This is a genomic window from Povalibacter sp., assembly GCF_036520495.1.
In the GTDB taxonomy this organism is placed as follows: domain Bacteria; phylum Pseudomonadota; class Gammaproteobacteria; order Steroidobacterales; family Steroidobacteraceae; genus Steroidobacter.
Map to the genome: position 1 here is coordinate 1 of NZ_DATDJO010000010.1, position 18,951 is coordinate 18,951.

The following is an 18,951-nucleotide window of genomic DNA, read 5'->3' on the forward strand; positions in this document are numbered from 1 at the left end:
ATCCGACTGCCGGTCCACTTCACTCACAGGTATCGCGTGATGACATTGGGCCGGTCGCGCTTCAATCGGTAGTACCAGGCGCACGGTCCGACCATCGCGACCAGCAACAACCCCCCAGATAAAGTACATGCCGACCAGACCGTAGTGCGTTCGCAGCAGCGCTGCCGCGATGCCCAGAACGTAGAAATGCACGACGTAGAAGAAGAACGGCACGCGGCCAAAGATCTCCAGCGGTTTCAGCAGTACGGGCGTACCGCGACCGGCGAGCCGTGACAGGATCGCCAGCGCAGCGAAGATGCAAGCACGAGCACGGCGATCGAGCCGGCCAGCAGTACCTGCGTCGACATATGCCGCAGCAGTGCAACCACGATGATGCCGACACCGATGCAGCTCAGCACCATGAAGGAGTAGAAGCCCATCAGCGCACGCGGCAATCCCATGATCACCCATGAAGCCCGCCATGAAGAAGAAGCCCGGCGCGACCGGAACACCGGTAAAGCGTGTGAGGAATTGCCAGAAGTCACCCACCGCAGGCGCGGACGCGGCCAGCTCTTCAGCACCGCGTCCGGCATAGAACATCAACGACGCGTGATCCAGCGCCATGTGCGCGATGAGCGAGCCACGGAACACATCGATGAAACCCTGGCGCGACGCTGATCGAACGCGCAGCTTGGCCACGTCGGCGGCGGTTTCGACAGGCACAGGAAGAGTCAGGATGCCCACAGTGCGGGCTCGGACCGGCGAGCGCGACAGCCGTCGAAAGTCAGCAAAGCGCCCCACCAAAGGGGGCAAAGGCCGGCAGTGGTCACTTCTGCCCGGCAACTCACCGGAGTGCTTACTCCCTCGTCCCCACTCCCCGCTCCAGCAGCCACACGCATGTGACGTACAGCACGACAGCTGCACCGATCATGATGCCGTAGGCCAGTCCGACGTTGACGTCGGAGACGCCGAGGAAGCCGAAGCGGAACGCATTGACCATGTAGAGAATCGGGTTCGCATGCGAGACATGCTGGGCCCACTGCGGCAACAGATGGATCGTGTAGAAGACGCCGCCCAGGTACGTCAGCGGCGTCAGCACGAAAGTCGGAATGAACGAGATCTGGTCGAAGTTCCTGGCGAAGATGGCGTTGATCATGCCCATCAGCGAGAACACGATCGAACTCAGCAGCACTGCGGACACCACGATCCATACGTTGTAGACATGCAGGCGCGAGAAGATCAGCGTGATGATCGTGACCACGCCTCCAACGATCAGACCGCGCACGATGCCGCCGCAGACGTAGCCCGCGACGATCAGCCAGTTGGGTAGCGGCGAGACCAGCAACTCTTCGATGTGCCTGCCGAACTTCGCGCCGAAGAACGACGACACGACGTTGCCGTAGGAGTTCGTGATGACCGACATCATGATCAGGCCGGGTGCGATGTACTGGATGTACGTGTAGCCGCCCATGTCGCCGATACGGCCGCCGATCAGGCTGCCGAAGATGATGAAGTACAGCGTCGCCGTGATCGCCGGGGGCACGATGGTCTGGCCCCAGATGCGGATGATGCGGCTGAACTCGCGGATGATGATCGTGCGGAAACCGACGAGGTTGACGCGAGCCAGGTCGGGCTCGCCGGGGTCCAGGCTATAGGCTCTAGGCTGTAGGTCGGAAGGAGATACTTGGTTCATCGATTGAATCCGCGAATGAAACGAAGGGTGCAGTCCGGCAAGGCGCGATTTCTTCTGGCTACGGCCTACTCACCTATTACCAACGGTTGTCCCGCGTTGACGGCCTGGGCCGCAGACTGCGGCCCGACCAGGCGCATGAACAGCTCTTCCAGGCGGTTCGATTTATTGCGCATCGACAGTACCTCGATACCCAACCCGCTCAGGCGCGAGAAGATGTCGTTGAGGGTCTGATCCTTCGAGACCTCGATCTCGAGCGTGTGATCGTCGGGCATCACGACACTGTAGCCGGGCAGCACGGGCGCCGCGGCAATGGGGTTACGCAGGTTGAACACGAAGACTTCGGTCTGCAGTTTGCGCAGCACGCGACTCATCGCGTCGTTCTCGATGATGCGGCCCTTGTCGATGATCGCGACGTGGCGACAGAGGTTCTCCGCTTCTTCGAGGTAGTGCGTGGTGAGGATGATCGAGGTGCCGGCCGCGTTGATGTCGCGCATGAAAGTCCACATTGTGCGCCGCACTTCGATGTCCACGCCGGCGGTCGGCTCGTCCAGGATCAGCAGCCGCGGTTCATGCATCAAGGCGCGCGCGATCATCAGTCGACGCTTCATGCCGCCCGACAGCGAGCGCGCAATCGCATTGCGCTTCTCCCAGAGCTGCAGCGCGTTCAGGTTCTTCTCCAGCCGCTGATGTGCGATGCGACGCGGAATACCGTAAAAACCCGCCTGGTTGATCAGGATGGTCGTGGCGGTTTCGAACTGGTTGAAATTGATCTCCTGGGGAACCAGTCCGATGCAGGACTTCGCCGCCGCCAGCTGGGTGTCGATATCGTGTCCGAAAACCTCCACCTTGCCGCCGGTCTTGTTCACCAGCGAGGTCACGATGCCGATCGCGGTGGTCTTGCCAGCGCCGTTCGGCCCCAGCAGCGCAAAGAAATCACCCTCCTCCACGTCCAGGTCGATGCCCTTGAGTGCCTGAACCCCGTTCTTGTAGGTCTTGGTCAGCCCGCGGAATGAAAGTGCCTTCATGGGGATCGTGCTACTGCCTTGAGTGGCGTCGGAAAAATGACCGGACTGTGGTCGGAAGCGGCGGGGAAGCGTATCGGTCCGATCCGGTGGGAGCAAGGCAACCGCGGTCACGAATGACGTGATCGAACGACAGTAGCGGGTGCATGACGGCAACGTCACCCGTCGCTTGCACGGCGAGCTATCGCCGCCCGAGTACACGGTGGCATTATCCCTCCCCCAACCGACTGCGCCGTTCGCTAAGTTCTTATGTACGCGAGCTTTTTTGGACTCACGGAAAAGCCGTTCGCCATCACCCCGGATCCCCGCTACCTCTTCATGAGCGCGCGGCACGCCGAGGCGCTGGCGCATCTGCTGTATGGCATCACCGAGGCGGGTGGTTTCATCCAGCTCACGGGCGAAGTGGGCACCGGCAAGACCACGATCGTCCGTTCGCTGCTGGAACGCATGCCCGGGCATGCCGATGTCGCGGTGATCCTCAACCCGCAGCTGTCGCCAATACAGTTCGTCGTGACGATCTGCGAAGAGCTGGGACTCTTCCTGCGGGACGACGACACCACCAACCTCAAGGATCTGATCGACACGCTCAACCGTCGACTGCTGGAAGCGCATGCGAAAGGCCGGCGCGTCGTGGTGATCGTCGATGAGGCCCAGAACCTGACGCCGGAAACGCTGGAGCAGGTTCGCCTGCTCACGAATCTCGAGACAGCCTCGCAGAAACTGCTGCAGATCATCCTGATCGGCCAGCCGGAACTGCGCGACGTGCTGGATCGGGTCGAACTGCGCCAGCTCGCCCAGCGCATCACCGGCCGGTATCACCTGGATCCATTGTCGAAGACCGAGACGGCGCTGTACGTGAATCATCGACTGCGCATCGCCGGCGCCAATGGCGAAATCCTCACCGGCCCGGCACTGCGCGAGATTCATCGCCTGAGCGGCGGCATTCCGCGCATCATCAATGTCATCTGCGACCGGGCCCTGCTCGGCGCATTCACGCAGGAAACGCATCGCGTGGGACCGTCGATGGTGCGCGCCGCCGCGGCCGAAGTGTACGGTCGCCCCTTCAGCCCACCGTGGATGAAGGCGGCGGCGGTAACGTCTGTCGCCGCTGCGCTGGCCGTCATGAGCGTGGGTCTGTTGCTGCTGATGAGAAAGGAATCCTCCGAGTCAGCGACGGCAAACGCGGCCACACCGGTTGCGACGGTCGTACCAGCGCCACCGCCCCCGCAGGAGACCGCACCCGCCGTCCCGCAGGCGCAGGATATTGCTGACATCCTGGTGGACCACCCCAGCGAGACGACCACCGAAGGTGCGTTCGCGCAGATGTTCAGCGTGTGGGGCGCGAAGTTCGATCCGGTCGGCGGCAGGCCGTGCGACCAGGCGCGCCAGCAGGGACTCGAATGCGTCTATCAGCAGGGATCCTGGGGTCAGTTGCGTACCCTCAATCGTCCGGCGATCCTCACACTCATCGACGACGACGGCAGCGCGCATCAGGTCACTGTCACCGGCCTGAACGACGATGGCAACGCGCGCATCGCGCTCGCCGACTCGCAGCCGGACGTATCGATCGCATCGATCTCGCGACTCTGGTACGGCGACTATCTGGTGTTGTGGCGTCCGCAGGTGGTGACGCAACGCCCGCTCTCTGCGGGGATGCAGGGTGATGGCGTGCGCTGGCTGCGACGCAGTCTCAATTCGCTGCAGGGCCGCCCTGATACGCCCGCCAGCGACTACTACGACCAGGAGCTCGTGAAGATGGTGGAAGACTTCCAGCGCAGGCATCGGCTGAATGTCGACGGCATCGCCGGCGTGCAGACGCAGATGGTGCTCGATACGTTGAGCAGCACCCTGGGTGGACCGTTGCTGCTTGCGGCCTCGGGGAGCTGACATCGATGAGCTTCATCCTCGACGCATTGAAAAAATCCGAGAACGAACGTCAACGCACGGTCGGCCCATCGCTGGCAGATGCGCCGGCACGCCTGCCGCAAACGGAACGTCCCTGGTGGGCAGTCGCGGTTGCGGGGCTGCTGATCGGCAATCTGGCCGTTCTGTTGTTCGTGCTCCTGCGCAATGACAAGGCCCCCGAACCCGTCACGCCGGCTGCAACTCCCGCCGCGACGCCCGCTCCAGCGGCAGTCAGTCGAGCCCCCGTTCGATCACCGCCAGCGCGAGCCCCGAGCCGACCCGGCGCTGATCCGTCCGTGCGCTCGCTCGCCGAAGAGGCTGGTGTGTCCAGCAACTCTTACGATGACAGTGGCTTCTCGTATCCACAGGACATGGAATCAGCCCAGCCCCAGGCCGTGCGCCCCGTCAACCCACCCGCCGTAGCACCCGCACGCCCCGTGGCAGAGCCGCGTGGCAATAATGAGAATGAAGTGCTGCCGAGCGCGTCGTCCCTGATCGCCAGCGGCACCTCGCTGCCCGACATGCGCCTCGATATCCACGTCTATTCGAACAATCCCGCCGAGCGCTTCGTGTTCATCAACATGCGCAAGTACACCGAGGGCCAGACGCTCACCGAAGGACCCACCGTGGAGCGCATCACGCCCGACGGCGCGATCCTGAACAGCCAGGGATTGCGTTTCGTTCTGCCGAGGCAATAGCTCATGACTGAAAAATCCGGACGAGATATCGAGAAGACGTACCCCAAAGACGACTTCGTTGCGAAGCTGCGGCGACTCGCGGACGCCATCGAAAGCGACGAGCGTTTCGAGATCCAGATTGCCGGCGAGCGCATCTACGTTCCCGCACGCGCCGTCTTCAATATCGAGCACGAGCGATCCGGCGACGAGGAGGAAGTCGAGTTCCAGATCAAGTGGAAGCGCGCGGAGTAGCGCTGCGCGGCCGCACGACGCCAACGCTGTTCAGGTTGCGCTTTTTACGTCGTCGCGCGGCAGCCCATCCTGCTGCTTTGTCAGCCACTCCTGCAGTCGCGCCTGTGCGTGCCGATAACCGACGTCGACGGCAACGTCGAACCCACGCCAGTTGAGCATGTCGACTTGCTCCAGCGGTGGCTGCAGCAACAGATCGGATATCTCGTGACGCGCAGCGCGATTGCCGGCGCTGTTGATCATGCCCGCCCGCCACAGGATCTGCAGGATGTTCACGCGGTGTTTGCGGCCGCGAAACCATTGCAGCATTTTCCAGAACGGCGGCACGTCGGAATCGAGGGTGTCGGTGGTGAAGGCGCGATCCGACCCGACATCGACGCCGATCACCTGGCCGAGACCGGCTTCGCGCATGACATCCACCGGCAGGTTGTTGATGGTGGCGCCGTCCACGAACAACTCTCCCTTGTAGACAACGGGTGGGAGTACACCCGGAATGGCAACGGACGCGCGCAGCCAGCGCCACAGTTCGCCGCGACGATGCAGCGCCAGCTGTCCCGTACTGAGATTCGAGGAGACGCAGAAGAATGGCAGCGGGATGTCCTCGATCTGCAGCTCGCCGAATTCACGCTTCAGCAACCGGGTGACCTTGCGGCCCGAGACCAGCGAGACCAGAGGCAGCGTGTAGTCGTTGAGCGGATTCGTCCGCACGAAACAGTCGTACACCCGCGCCTGCAGCTCGTCCATGCTCCATTCGAGCGCGAATCCGGCTGCGATGATGGCGCCGATGCTGGTGCCACCGATGGAGTCGATCGTCAGACCCGCTTCGCGAATGGCACGCAGCACACCGATATGAGCGAACCCGCGCGCACCACCACCCGACAGCACGATGCCCAGGCCGCGTCCCGTCAGCAGGCGCGACAGCCGCGCGATATCCGCCGTGCTGCGCACATGGTGATAAGGAACGCCGGGATGCACATCGAGCCAGGCAGACGCCATGCCGGGACTCAGGCGTTCCTTGTGCAGCAGGACCAGCTCCGTGCGCTGGGAGACCGGCTTCGCATGATGATGAGCGAGCGCCGGCCAGTCCGTCGGCTTCGATTCCATCGGCGCCAGCAGCAATACGACATCGGCTTGTCGCAGGCACAACTTCGTCCAGCTGGTGGGTCCCGGGTCGCAGACATACACCACGAATTCATTCGAGCGTTCGACGGTGTGAAACCACAGGCTCGTGTGATCGGCGCCGCGCTGGCTCCACACCAGTTCGGTACGCCCCACGTGCTCCAGATGCGTCGCGAGCTGCGCCGCAAACGTCGTTGCATGGGCATGTTTGTCGTGCGGCACGACGGCGAAGGTTCGCGGAATCGCGCGTCGACCGCGCACCTGGTGCTGGGACGCATCGAGACGCTGCGCCATGAGCTGCGCCACTCGCAGCAATCCCTGCGGGTGCGAGAGCATCAATTGTTCGAAGGCTTCGCGCGAAAGGCGTCCGAGTTCGCTGTCACGCAGCGCGATCACGGTCGCGTTGCGCGGCTTGCCGGAGATCAGCGCCATTTCGCCCACGGTTTCGCCGGCCGCAATGGTACCGACCAGACGACGATGACCCTCAGTGGACGTGGAATAGGCCCCGAGGTTGCCGCTGATCACCAGGTACAGCGCATCGGGTGCATCGCCGGCATCGAATAGCGTAGTGCCGCCGGGCAACGCGAACCAGTCGATCTGACCGGTGATCCCGTCCAGCAGCGCCGACTCCAGGCCTTCGAACAACGACAGCCGGCGCACGATCGCGGGAAGATCAGCCCACTCGGCGGCGCTATCGACGTGTTCGTCCTGTAAGCCCATTCGTTCGCTGGATGGCTGAGGTGTCGCAGAGTGTGGCCTCTGAGCGCTCGTCCAGCCACCAACAGACATACGTTCAGTCATTGACACCATGTCAGCGCGCGCACTAGGGTCGCGGCATGTCGTACATCGCCGAGAGACGCCAGGAAGAAAAGGACCGCCGCCGCGCCGAGATCGTGGATGCGGCTGAAAGCCTGTATCGCGAGCGGGGCTGGGATGCCGTGACCATGGACAGCGTGGCCCGGCGCGCGCGCCTGAGCCGCGCGCTGGTCTATGTGTACTTCAAGGACAAGCGCGATCTGCATTTCGCCATCGCGGCACGCGCCATGGAAACGCTGCGCATCCGGTTCGAGGAGGCCAGCGCCCGCTCGCGCCTGGGCCTGGACAAGGTCGAAGCACTGGGCCGTGCCTACATGGCTTATGGCCATGAATTTCCTCACTATTTTGATGCCTGTGCGCGCCTCGAACTGTATGCCGCGGACGGCAGCCCGCAGGAATCGGATTCGCTGCAAGCCAGCACGCACGTGCACGAGATCGTCGAGGAAGCGCTCGCAATCGGCCAGCGCGACGGCACAGTGCGCACCACCCTGAATGACCTGGCGGTCACCTCACGCGTGCTGTGGGGGTTCACTCACGGGTTGATCCAGATCGCCATGACCAAGGGCCCGCTGCTGGCGCAGGACGGCATCAGCGTCTCGCAGCTGACCCAGCACGCGATCGAGCTCATGCGCCTCACCCTGGCGGGCCCCAAGGCCTGAATTTTTTGGCCGATCTTTGACAGCTGTCTAACGCTTTTACAGGTGATTGAAAATCCGATGCGCTTCCCGTGTTCAGTCGCCGCCACTATGTCGATCCTGCTGCTGGCTCCCCTCATGAGCGGAGCGCAGAGCGGGAGCGATTTCGAATCGACGGTCGAGCGCTACGTCGCCGAAGGACTGCAGACCAACCTTGGTCTGCAGACCGAAGGGCTCGAAGTCGAGAAGGCGACCGCCGCGTTGGCAGAAGCCCGCGCACGCTTCTTTCCTGAACTGTCCGTGCAGGCGCGTTACACCCGCGCCGAAGGCGGTCGGGTCATCGACTTGCCGATCGGCGATGCACTGAATCCCGTGTACACGACGCTGAACCAGATGCTCGCAGCGCAGGGACAGCCCGTACCGTTTCCACAGATCGGCAACGTCGAGATTCCGTTCCTGCGGGAAGAGGAACAGGACACGCGCATCGTGCTGCGTCAGCCGCTGTATGCGCCGACGATCTCGGCGGCGGTCCGCGCTCAGAGTGCGCTGCTCGGCGCCAGCAACTATCGGCGGATGGCGATCGCCCGCACCTTGCGCCGCGACATCACGAATGCCTACGTCGACTGGCTGAAGGCGCGCAGTTCGACCGACATCGTCGCGGCGAGCGAAGCACTGTTGCGCGAAAACGTGCGCGTCAATCAATCGCTGTTCGACAACGGCAAGATCACCGAGGACCAGGTGCTGCGCGCCAGGGCCGAACTGCTCGAAGTCGAACAGCAGAAGCGCGAGATCGCCGACCTGACGACGCAGGCGCATAGCTTCTTCAACTTCCTCCTGAATCGCGACCTGCTCAGTCCCATCGACGTGACCGTGCCGCCGAATGCACTGGCGGAACGCCCTTCCGCGCTCGAGCGACTCTGGGCCGATGCGCTGCAGCGCCGCCCGGAGATATCGCAGATCGAACGACTGAAGCAGGCCAGCACGGAGCAGGTGACCCTGGCGCGCAAGCAGAAATGGCCGATGCTCGCGTTCGCACTCGATGCCGGATCGCAGGGCGAGGACTACCGCTTTGGCGACGGTTACAACTTCGGCACGGCGTCGCTGGTGTTCACCTGGAAGCTGTTCGATGGCGGCGGCGACAGTGCGCGCGTGCGACAGGCGCGCGCCACCGAACGACAGCTCGTGTTGCGCCAGGAAGAAGTGGCGCAGCAGATCCGGTTCGAAGTGCAGCAGGCCTTCGACCGGCTGCAGACCGCACGCGAATCGCTGACGACAGCCCAGGCGCGCGCCGACGCAGCACGCGCCGCCTTCCGCATCGCCAGCCGCAAACGTGACGAAGGCGTGATCAACCAGGTGGAGTTCATCGACGCGCGCAGCACGCTCACCCGCGCCGAACTCAACTTCAATCTCACGCGCTTCAACGTGCTCGCACGCCGCGCCGATCTCGAATTCGCAACGTCGAGCGGCGATCTGCCGCTGGATCCATAGATAAGTGAATGGCGGACATCAAAGACAGTTTGTGGGTCCGGCTTCAGCCGGACGTCGCAAAGAGAGTGAATATGCATATCGCTAGCTTCTGGTTGATGGCACTGGGCGCCCTGGCCCTCAGCGGTTGCAAAGGCACCGCCGACACAGCTGCACCCGCCGCAACTCCCGTGCGCGTGGCGGCTGCATTCGCCGGGCCCGCCGCGCCACCGATCCACACGAACGGACTGTTGCTCACCAGGGACGAGATCCGCCTGTCGTTCAAGATGGGTGGCGTCATCCGCCAGCTCGCGGTGCGCGAGGGCGAACGAGTCCGCGAGGGCCAGAAGCTTGCGGAGATCGAACTCACCGAGGTCAACGCCCAGGTGGAACAGGCCCGCCAGGCGCACGAGAAGGCGACACGCGACGTGGACCGCGGCGAACGCCTGTACGCCGATCAGGTCATCAGTCTCGAGCAGCTGCAGGATCTGCGCACACAGAGCGCGGTCAGCGCGGCCGCACTGAAATCGGCGCAGTTCAACTCCAGCTATTCATCGATCGTCGCGCCCCGCGACGGCACGGTGCTGCGACGCCTCGCCGAAGAACGCGAACTGGTGGCCGCCGGCGCGCCCGTGCTCGTGCTCGGCGCACAGGACAAGGGCTTCGTCGTTCGTGCCGGTATCGCCGATCGCGAGATCGTGCAGATCAAGTTGCACGATGCTGCGCAGGTTCGTCTGGATGCGTTGCCCGGCGTCACCCTGACCGGCAAGGTCAGCGAGATCGCGAGCGCGGCCGATCCGGCCAGCGGCCTGTTCAACATCGACGTGCAGCTCGATGCGACGAGTCAGCCGTTGAAGAGCGGCCTGGTTGCCAAACTCCACATCGTGCCCGCCGCTGCGCTCGCCGCCGAGCGTGTCTATGTACCCATCGCGGCGATCGTCGAAGGCAACCAGCGCAAGGCCACCGTCTTCGTGCTGGACCAGGGCCATGCGCGACGCCGCGACGTGGAGATCGCTTTCATCGATGGCGAGTCCGTCGCTCTGCTCAACGGGATCGATGTCGACGAGCAGGTCGTCACCGACGGCGCGCTGTATCTCGAGGATGGCGAAGCCGTCGCCGTGCAGCCGGCGGGTGGACAGACCTGATCGGCAAGGAAGCTATCCATGTCATTTCTCGAATTTCCGATCCGGCGCTATCAGTTCACCCTGGTGACGTTCCTGTGCCTGGTCTGCATGGGCTGGTTCGCGTTCAGCGCCGTACCGCGCGAAGAAGACCCGTCCCTCAAGATTCCGGGTTACTTCGTCACCGTCGTCTATCCCGGCGCCGATCCGGTGGATCTGGAACGTCTGGTGGCCAAGCCGATCGAGGATCGGGTTGCCGAACTCGACGACCTGAAGAAGCTCGAAACCTCCATCTTCGACGGCCTCGCCGTCATCGCCATCGAATTCGAGGCGTTCGTCGATCCGGATAAAAAGTTCGACGAAATCACCCGCGAAGTGAATGCGCTGCGTCCCGACCTGCCGGCAGACATCGCGCGGCTGGAAATCCGCAAGTTGAGCCCCGGGCTCGTGAACATCGTGCAGATCGCCCTGGTGTCCGAGGATGCGTCGTACCGCGAACTCGAGGACTATGCGCGCGAACTCAAGGACACGCTGAAGACCGTCGATGGCGTACGCACGTCGGAGAGCTGGGCGTTTCCGCCGCGTGAGCTGCGGGTGGAAGTGGATCTGAAGCGCATGGCGGAGCTGCGTCTGGTGCCGGCACGGGTGATCCAGGCCATCGAGGGTGAGAACGCCAACACTCCCGCGGGGGTCATCGACATCGGGTCACGCAGCTTCAGCCTGAAGACCTCGGGCAGCTACACCTCGCTTGATCAGGTTCGCGACACGGCCATCGCCGCCATTGATGGACGCATAGTCCGCATTCGCGATATCGCCAACGTCAGCTGGGAATCGCAGCCCTACAGCCATGTGGGCCGCTTCAACGGCAAGCGCGCGGTCTTCGTTACGGCCAATCAGAAGGATGGTTACAACATCCTGCAGGTTCGCGAGCGCATCGGCGCCGCCGTCGAACAGTTCCAGGCGGGACTGCCGCGGCGTATCGAACTGCAGATGGGATTCGACCAATCGAAGAACGTGGGGCATCGGCTCTCGCGGCTCTACACCGATTTCGGCATCGCCATCGCCCTGGTGATGCTGACGCTGCTGCCGCTGGGCTGGCGCGCCGCCAGCATCGTCATGATCTCCATCCCGTTGTCGCTCGCGTTCGGGCTGGCGATACTCTACTTCCTCGGCTACTCGCTGAACCAGTTGTCGATCGCCGGTTTCGTGGTGGCGCTCGGCCTGCTCGTCGACGACTCCATCGTCGTCACGGAGAACATCGCTCGCCATCTGCGCGAAGGAAAATCGCGCACAGCGGCGGCGCTGGCGGGAACGAAGCAGATATTCGTGGCGATTCTCGGCTGCACGGCCACACTGATCTTCGCGTTCCTGCCGCTGATGGCCTTGCCGGGCACCGCCGGAAAATTCATCCGCGTCCTGCCGATGACCGTCGTGATGACCATTCTGGGTTCGCTGCTGATCGCCCTGTTCATCATTCCCTTTCTGGCCAGCCGCCTGCTCAGGGAGAACGAGGACGAACACGGCAATGTCTTCCTGCAGCGGGTCATGGGCGTCATTCATCGGTACTACCGTCCGGCGCTGCACTATTGCCTGGCGCGTCCGCGCGCCACCGTACTCGTCGCCATAGGTGGATCGATCCTGCTCTCGGCAGCGCTGGTACCGGTGCTCGGCAGCAGCCTGTTTCCCAAGGCTGACACGCCACAGTTCCTGATCGCCGTCGAGGCACCGAACGGCGCCAGCCTCAACGAGACGGATCGAGCGCTCCGGTTCGTCGAAGAGAAGCTGCGTGAATTTCCCGAGGTGAAGAGCTGGTTCGCCAACCTCGGGCACGGCAATCCGCAGATCTATTACAACCACATCGTGCGCAACGATTCACCCAACTACGCCGAAGTGTTCGTGCAGCTGCACGACTACGACACCCGGCGCACGCCCGCGCAGCTCGAGAAGTTACGCCGCTCACTGAGCGGCTATGCCAGCGCACGCATCTATGTGAAAGAGTTCGTGAACGGCCCACCCATCACGGCACCCATCGCCGTGCGTGTGATCGGACCGGACCTCGCGGTCATCGAGGAACTGGCGGCCCGGGTCGAGAAACTGATCGAAGAAACGCCGGGCGCGCGCGATGTACTGAATCCTCTCAAGGTGGCACGCACCAACCTGCGGCTGGCAGTCGATTCGCAGAAGGCCAACATGCTCGGCGTACCGACAATCGAGTTCGACCGCGCAGTGCGCCTGTCGGTCGCCGGCATTCCCGCGGGCACGTACAAGGATGCGAGCGGCGAGCAGTACGCCATCGTCGTGCGCACGCCTGTCGGTACACGCGCGGACCTCGCGACACTCGGTGAAGTGCGCGTTCCATCGTTGTCGGGAGTGACCTTGCCGCTGTCGCAGCTGGCATCGCTCGAATTCGAGCGTGCGCCGACGCAGATCCAGCGCTACGACCGCGAACGTGCCGTGACCATCAATTCCGACGTGGAACCCGGCTACAACACGGCCAAAGTGACGGCGGACGTGGTGAAGCGCCTCGATGCCCTCGACTGGCCGCGCGGGTATCGCTACGTGCTCGGCGGCGAAGCCGAGTCCGGTGCCGAATCATTCAAAGGGATCGGCACCGCGAGCATCGTGGCGCTGTTCGGCATCTTCGCCGTGCTGGTGCTGGAGTTCGGCAACTTCAAATCGACGCTGATCGTGCTGACCGTCGTGCCGCTGGGCATCTTCGGCGGATTCGTCGCCCTGTTCGCCACGGGCAATTCCATCTCGTTCACCGCCAGCATCGGTTTCATCGCGCTGGTCGGCATCGAGATCAAGAACTCGATCCTGCTGGTCGATTTCACCAACCAGCTGCGCGAAGCCGGCACACCGCTCGATGAAGCCATCGAGCAGGCCGGCGAGATCCGCTTCCTGCCGATCCTGCTGACATCCGCGACTGCCATTGGCGGCCTGCTGCCGCTGGCGGTGCAGAACAGCGGACTCTATTCGCCGATGGCCTGGGTGATCATCGGTGGCCTGGTCTCGTCGACGCTGCTGGCGCGACTGGTCACGCCGGTGATGTACAAGTTGATTCCGCCGGCGATGGACCGAAGCCGCAGCGCGCCGGACCATAGCGCGACCGTCATGCCCCTGCCGCAGGCTCCCCCACCGCATTGATTCTCTGCGGCTATCGATGTCGTGAGCCGCACCCGCGGTCCGACGGTACGCGCTCCCGTGACATCCGGCAGACCATTGTTATAGTGGCTGCGCCGTCGCGGAATGCGATCCGCGGCTCACACTCGTTGCCAGCAGGGCGGAATCCGATCATGAAACTCGAAACCCTTTCCGTTCGTATTGGCCGCGACGTCGAACCAATGGCCGGCGATGTCGCGCCGGCGATCCACATGAGCACGACCTTCGAGCGCGACAGCGATGGTGAGTTCTCGCGGGGCTACTCCTATGCACGTGCCGACAACCCGGGTCGCAAGGCGCTGGAGCAATGCATCGCGGCACTCGAAGGGGGGCACGACGCCACCGCCTATTCATCCGGTTCCGCTGCATCGCTCGCCGTGTTCAGCCTGCTGCGACCGGGCGATCACGTCGTTGCACCGATCGAGTCCTATCACGGCACCGCCAAGCAGTTGCGCGACATCATCGGCCCGATGGGCGTGCAGTACACATTCGTGGACATGACGCGAGCCGACGCGGTACGAGCCGCGCTGACGCCAGCGACGAAACTGGTGTGGATCGAAACACCGTCGAACCCGATGCTCAATGTGAGCGACATCGAAGCAATCACGGCGCTCAGTCACGAGCGCGGCGCCATCGTGTGTTGCGACAACACGTTCGCGACGCCCGTATGGCAACGGCCCTTACGCTTCGGCGTCGACCTGGTCATGCATTCGAGCACCAAGTACTTCGGTGGCCACAGTGACGTGATGGGTGGTGCGATCGTTACTCGCGAAGGCGGCACGCTGTCCGAGCGGCTGCGCGATTACCAGGGTACGGCGGGAAACACCCCTGCGGCGTTCGATTGCTGGTTGCTACGACGCAGCCTGACCACATTGGTTTGCCGCGTTCGTGCACAGACGGAGAACGCTGCACGCATCGCAGAATTCCTCAGCACGCACCAAGGCATCGAGCGGGTGTTCTACCCCGGACTTGCATCGCATCGCGGCCACGATATCGCGCGCAAACAGATGCAGGGCGGTTTCGGCGCGATGCTGTCGTTCTGTGTCCGCGGCGGACGCGAGGAGGCCTTCGCCGTCGCCGGCAAGATGAAGTACTTCACCCGGGCAACCAGCCTCGGTGGCGTGGAGTCGCTGGTGGAACATCGTGCTTCCATCGAAGGACCGCACACTGTCACGCCGCAGAATCTGCTGCGACTGTCAGTGGGTCTGGAACATGCCGACGATCTGATCGCGGATCTCGATCAGGCCCTGGCCAGCCGATCTTGAGCCATCACCCGTGCCGGCGCGCAATGTTGTCAGTCGATGAGTCCGCGTCCGGACGATGCCAGAGACATTTGCCGTCCGACAAGCCGACATACACCGCCAAAGAAAATTCCGGCGGATCGATTGACCCGGCGAGCGCGGTCAATCGATGGTTGCCTTCCAGGATCGTGAACGGTCCGGACTTCTGATGGCCCCAGAGGATGGGCGGCGCCCACGCGGAGGGCTCTGACTTCAATCGCTCCGGGCGTCGGCAAGCCACGTTGAGCAGCTCGTTCCGATCATTGGGCGATGTCCAGGCCGGATGATTGATCGCGTGAAGCTCGGGAAAATGTTGGCGCCGCAAATGAGTGACAGCGAACCATCTCGTATCGCCTGGTACGTGCGTCAGTAGCGGCTCTCTCAGGGCCCACAGGAATTTCGCTCTGATTCTATTTTCCCTTTCACTGCTCAGGGACGGCGACACAATCAAGCCGGCACATTGAGTCCTGATGGGTTCCGGGTATTTGCCCCATTCCGCCTCCAGGAAGGCCAGAACGACGTCGTCGTAACTGGCAGACGACCAGTGCTCCTCGGCAAGTGGCATGAGATCGACCAATGAATCAACAGAGTGAGTGAATGCGCCGACCAGCCGGCGCTCGCGGCGCGGTCTTTTATCACGCAATGACGCTGTGCGAGCTGCCGAAGCCGACTGGGTCGGCTGTCGTAAAGATCACTTCTCGACGGGCTGTTGTTTCGCTCGCCACATTCTCATATCGCCGTCCAGATGCAGCAACCGCTGGAAGCCGTTCTCCCGCAGCCGTGAGGCAGCGCGCTCAGAGCGCACACCGGTCTCGCAATAAAGAACGATGTCCTTGTTCGCTGCATCGGGCAACGAAGAAATGCTGGCGGGCAGGTAGGTGTACGGGACGTTGATCGCACCCGGAACGTGGCCGGCCGCGAACTCCTCCGGTGTGCGGACATCGAGGATCAAGAGCGAAGCATCCATGCTGGCGACACGCTCGTTGAGAGCAGACTGATCGATCGTTGGCGTGTCGGCAAAGACAACGCCGCTCAACAGCAACGCGATCGCAGCGATCCGACTCAGTGCAGATTTCATCAGTGTTTACCTGGCTCCAGCTTCACGCCACGACGCTCCCACGCGACGTAGGAGAGTATCGCGGTCATCTTCGGATCATCCGCCGCAAGCGGCTGTCCCTGCAACGGGTTGCGCAGACACCAGTTCACCATCTCCCACAGATTCGCCACCTTGCCGAGCTGCTTCTGGAACTTCGGATAGGTTTCCGGATGCGTGTTGGCTGCATTCGGATGGCACTGCGCGCAGGCCACACCGTTGGTGCCGAGACCGCCGTCGGTCCACAGAGCGCGGCCCTGCTTCACGACGCCGTCGAACTGCGCTTGCCAACTCTTCAGATCCGCGTCGGTGAACTCGTCAGCCAGCGTAAGCGAGCTGAATGCGAATCCGGTCAGCAGTAGCAATGCAATGCGAGCGATCTTCATGTCCTGTTCCTGCTTCTGACTAGGGGCTAGGGGCTAGGGGCTAGGGGCTAGGGGCTAGCGCCTTCTTCAAAAATGCGTCTGCGGCGCAATGCGCTTGTCCTCGGCCTGATAGACCGTGTCCTGCGGCTGCCCCGTCTTCTCATCGAACGCCACGGTGCGCGAGGCGTTGTTGTAGAGATTGAAGTTGACGCGCGCGCGACCCGAATTCACATCGATCAGTTGCCAGCCCGTGGCATCACGCTCGAAGAACGGATCGGCACGATTCATCTGCACGGTGAGCTTCGGCAGCAGCTGCTCTGCCTGCGCATAGCTCTGCGGATACGGCCATGGCCAGGCGGTCGCCATCGCGGAGGTGAACGAGATGTTGCCGATCTGGTTGTACTGGATCTGGTGGACGTGCCCGTAGAGCACCGTCACCTTGTCGAACGGCGCCAGCAGCGCCTGCACTTGTTCGGCGTCCTCGGTCCAGAAATTCCAGCCCTTGTAGATTTTCTGCAGCGGCGAATGCGAGAAGACGACGATCGGCGTCGACTTCTTCACTTTCGCCAGATCCTTGCGCAGCCAGTCGCGCTGTTTGTCGCCGACCATGAAGGGCGAGCCGTTCGGATTGTCGAGGCCGGCCATTTCCTGCATGCGCTGCTGGGCACTCGGCCAGCGATTGAAGGTCCAGTCATCGTACGTGAGGATGCTGTTCAGGACGACGAAGTGCACGCCCTTGTGATTGAAGCTGTAGTACTGCGGGCCGAACAGCTTCGACCAGTATTCGCCGAGATCGAGGTAGTAATCGTGCTCGCCCATCACGTGGTAGACCTTGCCCTTGAGCTTCGAGAGCATCTCGGCGCCGTGATCGAGTTCGGGCTTGTTGCCCAGCTGCGCGAGATCGCCGCCGAACATGACGAAGTCGGGTTGCGGCGTGATCAGGTTGGTCTCCGCCACCGCACGGATCAGGCCGCGATCCCAGTTGCGTACGAACTGCGTGCCCTTGATCTGCTGAATGTGCGAGTCGGAGATATAGGCGAACGTGAATGAATCTTCCGGCCTGGCAAACGCCAGCTCGACGAGGGTCAGCGGCAACGCGCCGGCGGTGACGCCAAGCGCGGCGTTGCGCAGGAAAGTGCGCCGATCGAAGTTCTGACTCATTGTGCCGCGCCTTCCGTCGTCCTCATTGGTGACGCCGCCGCAGCCATCGACGTCGTGCTGACGTCGCAGGAGGCGGAGTTCAGTGATGCTGCTTTCTGTGCCGCGAACTGCGGACTCGTGAGCGTCTCCATGAAGGCCACCAGGTCGGAGATCTCATCGTCCGTCAGTTCGAGTGGACGAATACCACCACTCAGGAAGTCGTTGACCGGATCGGTCTTTCGGGTGATGCCGCCGTTGTTGTAGTGGTCCACGACATCGCGCAGCGTCTTCAGGCTGCCGTCGTGCATGAACGGAGCAGTGACCGCCACGTTGCGCAGGGTCGAGGTTTTGAATGCGCCAATCTCGTCCAGCGCATCCGTGACGGCGAAACGGCCGAGTTCCGATACCTTGGGATTGCTCAGCACTGCCTTGTCGACTTCTTCCAGGGTCGCATTGGCCTTGAGGAACACCGGCACGAGCGTGGGGATGTCGGACTGAATGCGATTCACACCCACGCCGATGTTGTGGAAGCGATTGTCGGTGAACAGCGCGTAATCCTGTTCGATCGTGTGACAGGAGACGCAGCGGCCCTTGTTCAGGAAGACGTCGAAGCCGCGCCTGGCCTGCGCGCTGATCGCATCCTGCCTCTTGCCGTAGTACCACTCGTCGAAAGGCGAGTCGCCGCTGACGAGCGTGCGTTCGAAACTCGCGATGGCCTGTTGCACTTCCCTCATCGTCACCTGCTGGCCTTCCTTGCCGAAGACCGTCTTGAAGGCAGCGATGTAGTCGGGGTCGCTGCGCACGATCCTGAGCACCGGCACGTGGTCGATGAGACCCATTTCGACGGGGTTGATGATCGGATGCTGCGCCTGGTCCTCCAGGCTGGGCGAGCGGCCGTCCCAGAAAAGCCGGGAGAAATACGCTGAATTGATGACCGTGGGCGAGTTGCGCGTGCCCGTCAGCTTGTTGATGCCTTCGGAGGTGACCAGCGGACTGTCGGTGAACACCTTCGTCGGGTCATGACACTTGGAGCAGCTGACTTCGCCCGTGCTGCTGAAGCGCTTGTCATTGAACAGCTTGTCGCCGAGCGCGATCTTTTCCGGCGTCTGCGGATTGTCTGAAGGCACCGGAACCGGCGGCAGGCCTAGCGGCTGCGACAGCGCAATCGTGCAAATCAGACTCGCGCAAGCACCCGCGAGCACGGTGTGATTCGGCGGTCCCATGCTGTTCC

Annotated in this window: 16 protein-coding genes and 1 pseudogene; 8 read left to right on the forward strand and 9 right to left on the reverse strand. The window is 62.8% G+C overall.

Annotated features, from left to right (window positions below):
- The 3 genes and pseudogenes from VIZ63_RS02935 to VIZ63_RS02945 form a co-directional block, all read right to left on the reverse strand.
- Positions 1-702, reverse strand: a pseudogene (locus tag VIZ63_RS02935) (hypothetical protein); the annotation flags it as partial.
- 133 nt (positions 703-835) lie between these two features.
- Positions 836-1,627: an ABC transporter permease gene (locus VIZ63_RS02940; RefSeq protein ID WP_414703741.1), complete on the reverse strand. Its 792-nt coding sequence runs from the start codon at positions 1,625-1,627 to the stop codon at positions 836-838.
- A 110-nt stretch (positions 1,628-1,737) separates the two neighbouring features.
- Positions 1,738-2,697: an ABC transporter ATP-binding protein gene (locus tag VIZ63_RS02945; RefSeq protein WP_331608005.1), complete on the reverse strand. Its 960-nt coding sequence runs from the start codon at positions 2,695-2,697 to the stop codon at positions 1,738-1,740.
- 246 nt (positions 2,698-2,943) lie between these two features.
- Here VIZ63_RS02945 and VIZ63_RS02950 point away from each other — a divergent pair, with 246 nt between their 5' ends.
- From VIZ63_RS02950 to VIZ63_RS02960, 3 genes are read left to right on the forward strand one after another with little or no spacing between them, the layout of a single operon-like run.
- Positions 2,944-4,581, forward strand: coding sequence for an ExeA family protein (locus tag VIZ63_RS02950; RefSeq protein WP_331608006.1), 1,638 nt, complete (start codon positions 2,944-2,946; stop codon positions 4,579-4,581).
- A 5-nt stretch (positions 4,582-4,586) separates the two neighbouring features.
- Entirely contained in the window at positions 4,587-5,297 is a 711-nt protein-coding gene (locus VIZ63_RS02955) for a general secretion pathway protein GspB (protein ID WP_331608007.1), read from the forward strand.
- Between the two features lie 3 nt (positions 5,298-5,300).
- Positions 5,301-5,528 (forward strand): amphi-Trp domain-containing protein, encoded by a 228-nt coding sequence (locus tag VIZ63_RS02960; protein WP_331608008.1) that lies wholly within the window; start codon positions 5,301-5,303, stop codon positions 5,526-5,528.
- Between the two features lie 30 nt (positions 5,529-5,558).
- Here VIZ63_RS02960 and VIZ63_RS02965 read toward each other — a convergent pair whose 3' ends face one another.
- Complete coding sequence (locus VIZ63_RS02965) at positions 5,559-7,364, reverse strand: patatin-like phospholipase family protein (protein ID WP_331608009.1); 1,806 nt, start codon at positions 7,362-7,364, stop codon at positions 5,559-5,561.
- Positions 7,365-7,480: 116 nt separating this feature from the next.
- Between VIZ63_RS02965 and VIZ63_RS02970 the strand changes: the two genes are divergently transcribed.
- From VIZ63_RS02970 to VIZ63_RS02990, 5 genes are all read left to right on the forward strand, one after another.
- A complete protein-coding gene (locus VIZ63_RS02970; protein ID WP_331608010.1) occupies positions 7,481-8,119 on the forward strand; it encodes a TetR/AcrR family transcriptional regulator in 639 nt (212 codons plus the stop codon).
- Between the two features lie 87 nt (positions 8,120-8,206).
- Positions 8,207-9,583 (forward strand): TolC family protein, encoded by a 1,377-nt coding sequence (locus VIZ63_RS02975; RefSeq protein WP_331608011.1) that lies wholly within the window; start codon positions 8,207-8,209, stop codon positions 9,581-9,583.
- Between the two features lie 71 nt (positions 9,584-9,654).
- Positions 9,655-10,704, forward strand: a complete 1,050-nt coding sequence (locus tag VIZ63_RS02980; protein ID WP_331608012.1) for an efflux RND transporter periplasmic adaptor subunit — start codon at positions 9,655-9,657, stop codon at positions 10,702-10,704.
- 18 nt (positions 10,705-10,722) lie between these two features.
- Positions 10,723-13,827 carry an efflux RND transporter permease subunit gene (locus tag VIZ63_RS02985; RefSeq protein ID WP_331608013.1) on the forward strand — a complete coding sequence of 1,035 codons (3,105 nt, stop codon included), beginning with the start codon at positions 10,723-10,725 and terminating at the stop codon, positions 13,825-13,827.
- 149 nt (positions 13,828-13,976) lie between these two features.
- Positions 13,977-15,107, forward strand: a complete 1,131-nt coding sequence (locus VIZ63_RS02990; protein ID WP_331608014.1) for an aminotransferase class I/II-fold pyridoxal phosphate-dependent enzyme — start codon at positions 13,977-13,979, stop codon at positions 15,105-15,107.
- A gap of 4 nt (positions 15,108-15,111) precedes the next feature.
- On the opposite strand, the gene VIZ63_RS02995 is transcribed toward VIZ63_RS02990, so the two are convergent.
- The 5 genes from VIZ63_RS02995 to VIZ63_RS03015 form a co-directional block, all read right to left on the reverse strand.
- Positions 15,112-15,699 (reverse strand): hypothetical protein, encoded by a 588-nt coding sequence (locus VIZ63_RS02995; protein ID WP_331608015.1) that lies wholly within the window; start codon positions 15,697-15,699, stop codon positions 15,112-15,114.
- A 114-nt stretch (positions 15,700-15,813) separates the two neighbouring features.
- Positions 15,814-16,200 carry a rhodanese-like domain-containing protein gene (locus VIZ63_RS03000; RefSeq protein WP_331608016.1) on the reverse strand — a complete coding sequence of 129 codons (387 nt, stop codon included), beginning with the start codon at positions 16,198-16,200 and terminating at the stop codon, positions 15,814-15,816.
- Positions 16,200-16,601, reverse strand: a complete 402-nt coding sequence (locus VIZ63_RS03005; RefSeq protein ID WP_331608017.1) for a hypothetical protein — start codon at positions 16,599-16,601, stop codon at positions 16,200-16,202. Before VIZ63_RS03005 ends, VIZ63_RS03000 begins: the two co-directional genes overlap by 1 nt.
- A gap of 66 nt (positions 16,602-16,667) precedes the next feature.
- A complete protein-coding gene (locus VIZ63_RS03010; RefSeq protein ID WP_331608018.1) occupies positions 16,668-17,741 on the reverse strand; it encodes a metallophosphoesterase family protein in 1,074 nt (357 codons plus the stop codon).
- Positions 17,738-18,943, reverse strand: a complete 1,206-nt coding sequence (locus VIZ63_RS03015; RefSeq protein WP_331608019.1) for a cytochrome-c peroxidase — start codon at positions 18,941-18,943, stop codon at positions 17,738-17,740. Before VIZ63_RS03015 ends, VIZ63_RS03010 begins: the two co-directional genes overlap by 4 nt.
- Between the last annotated feature and the right edge of the window lie 8 nt (positions 18,944-18,951).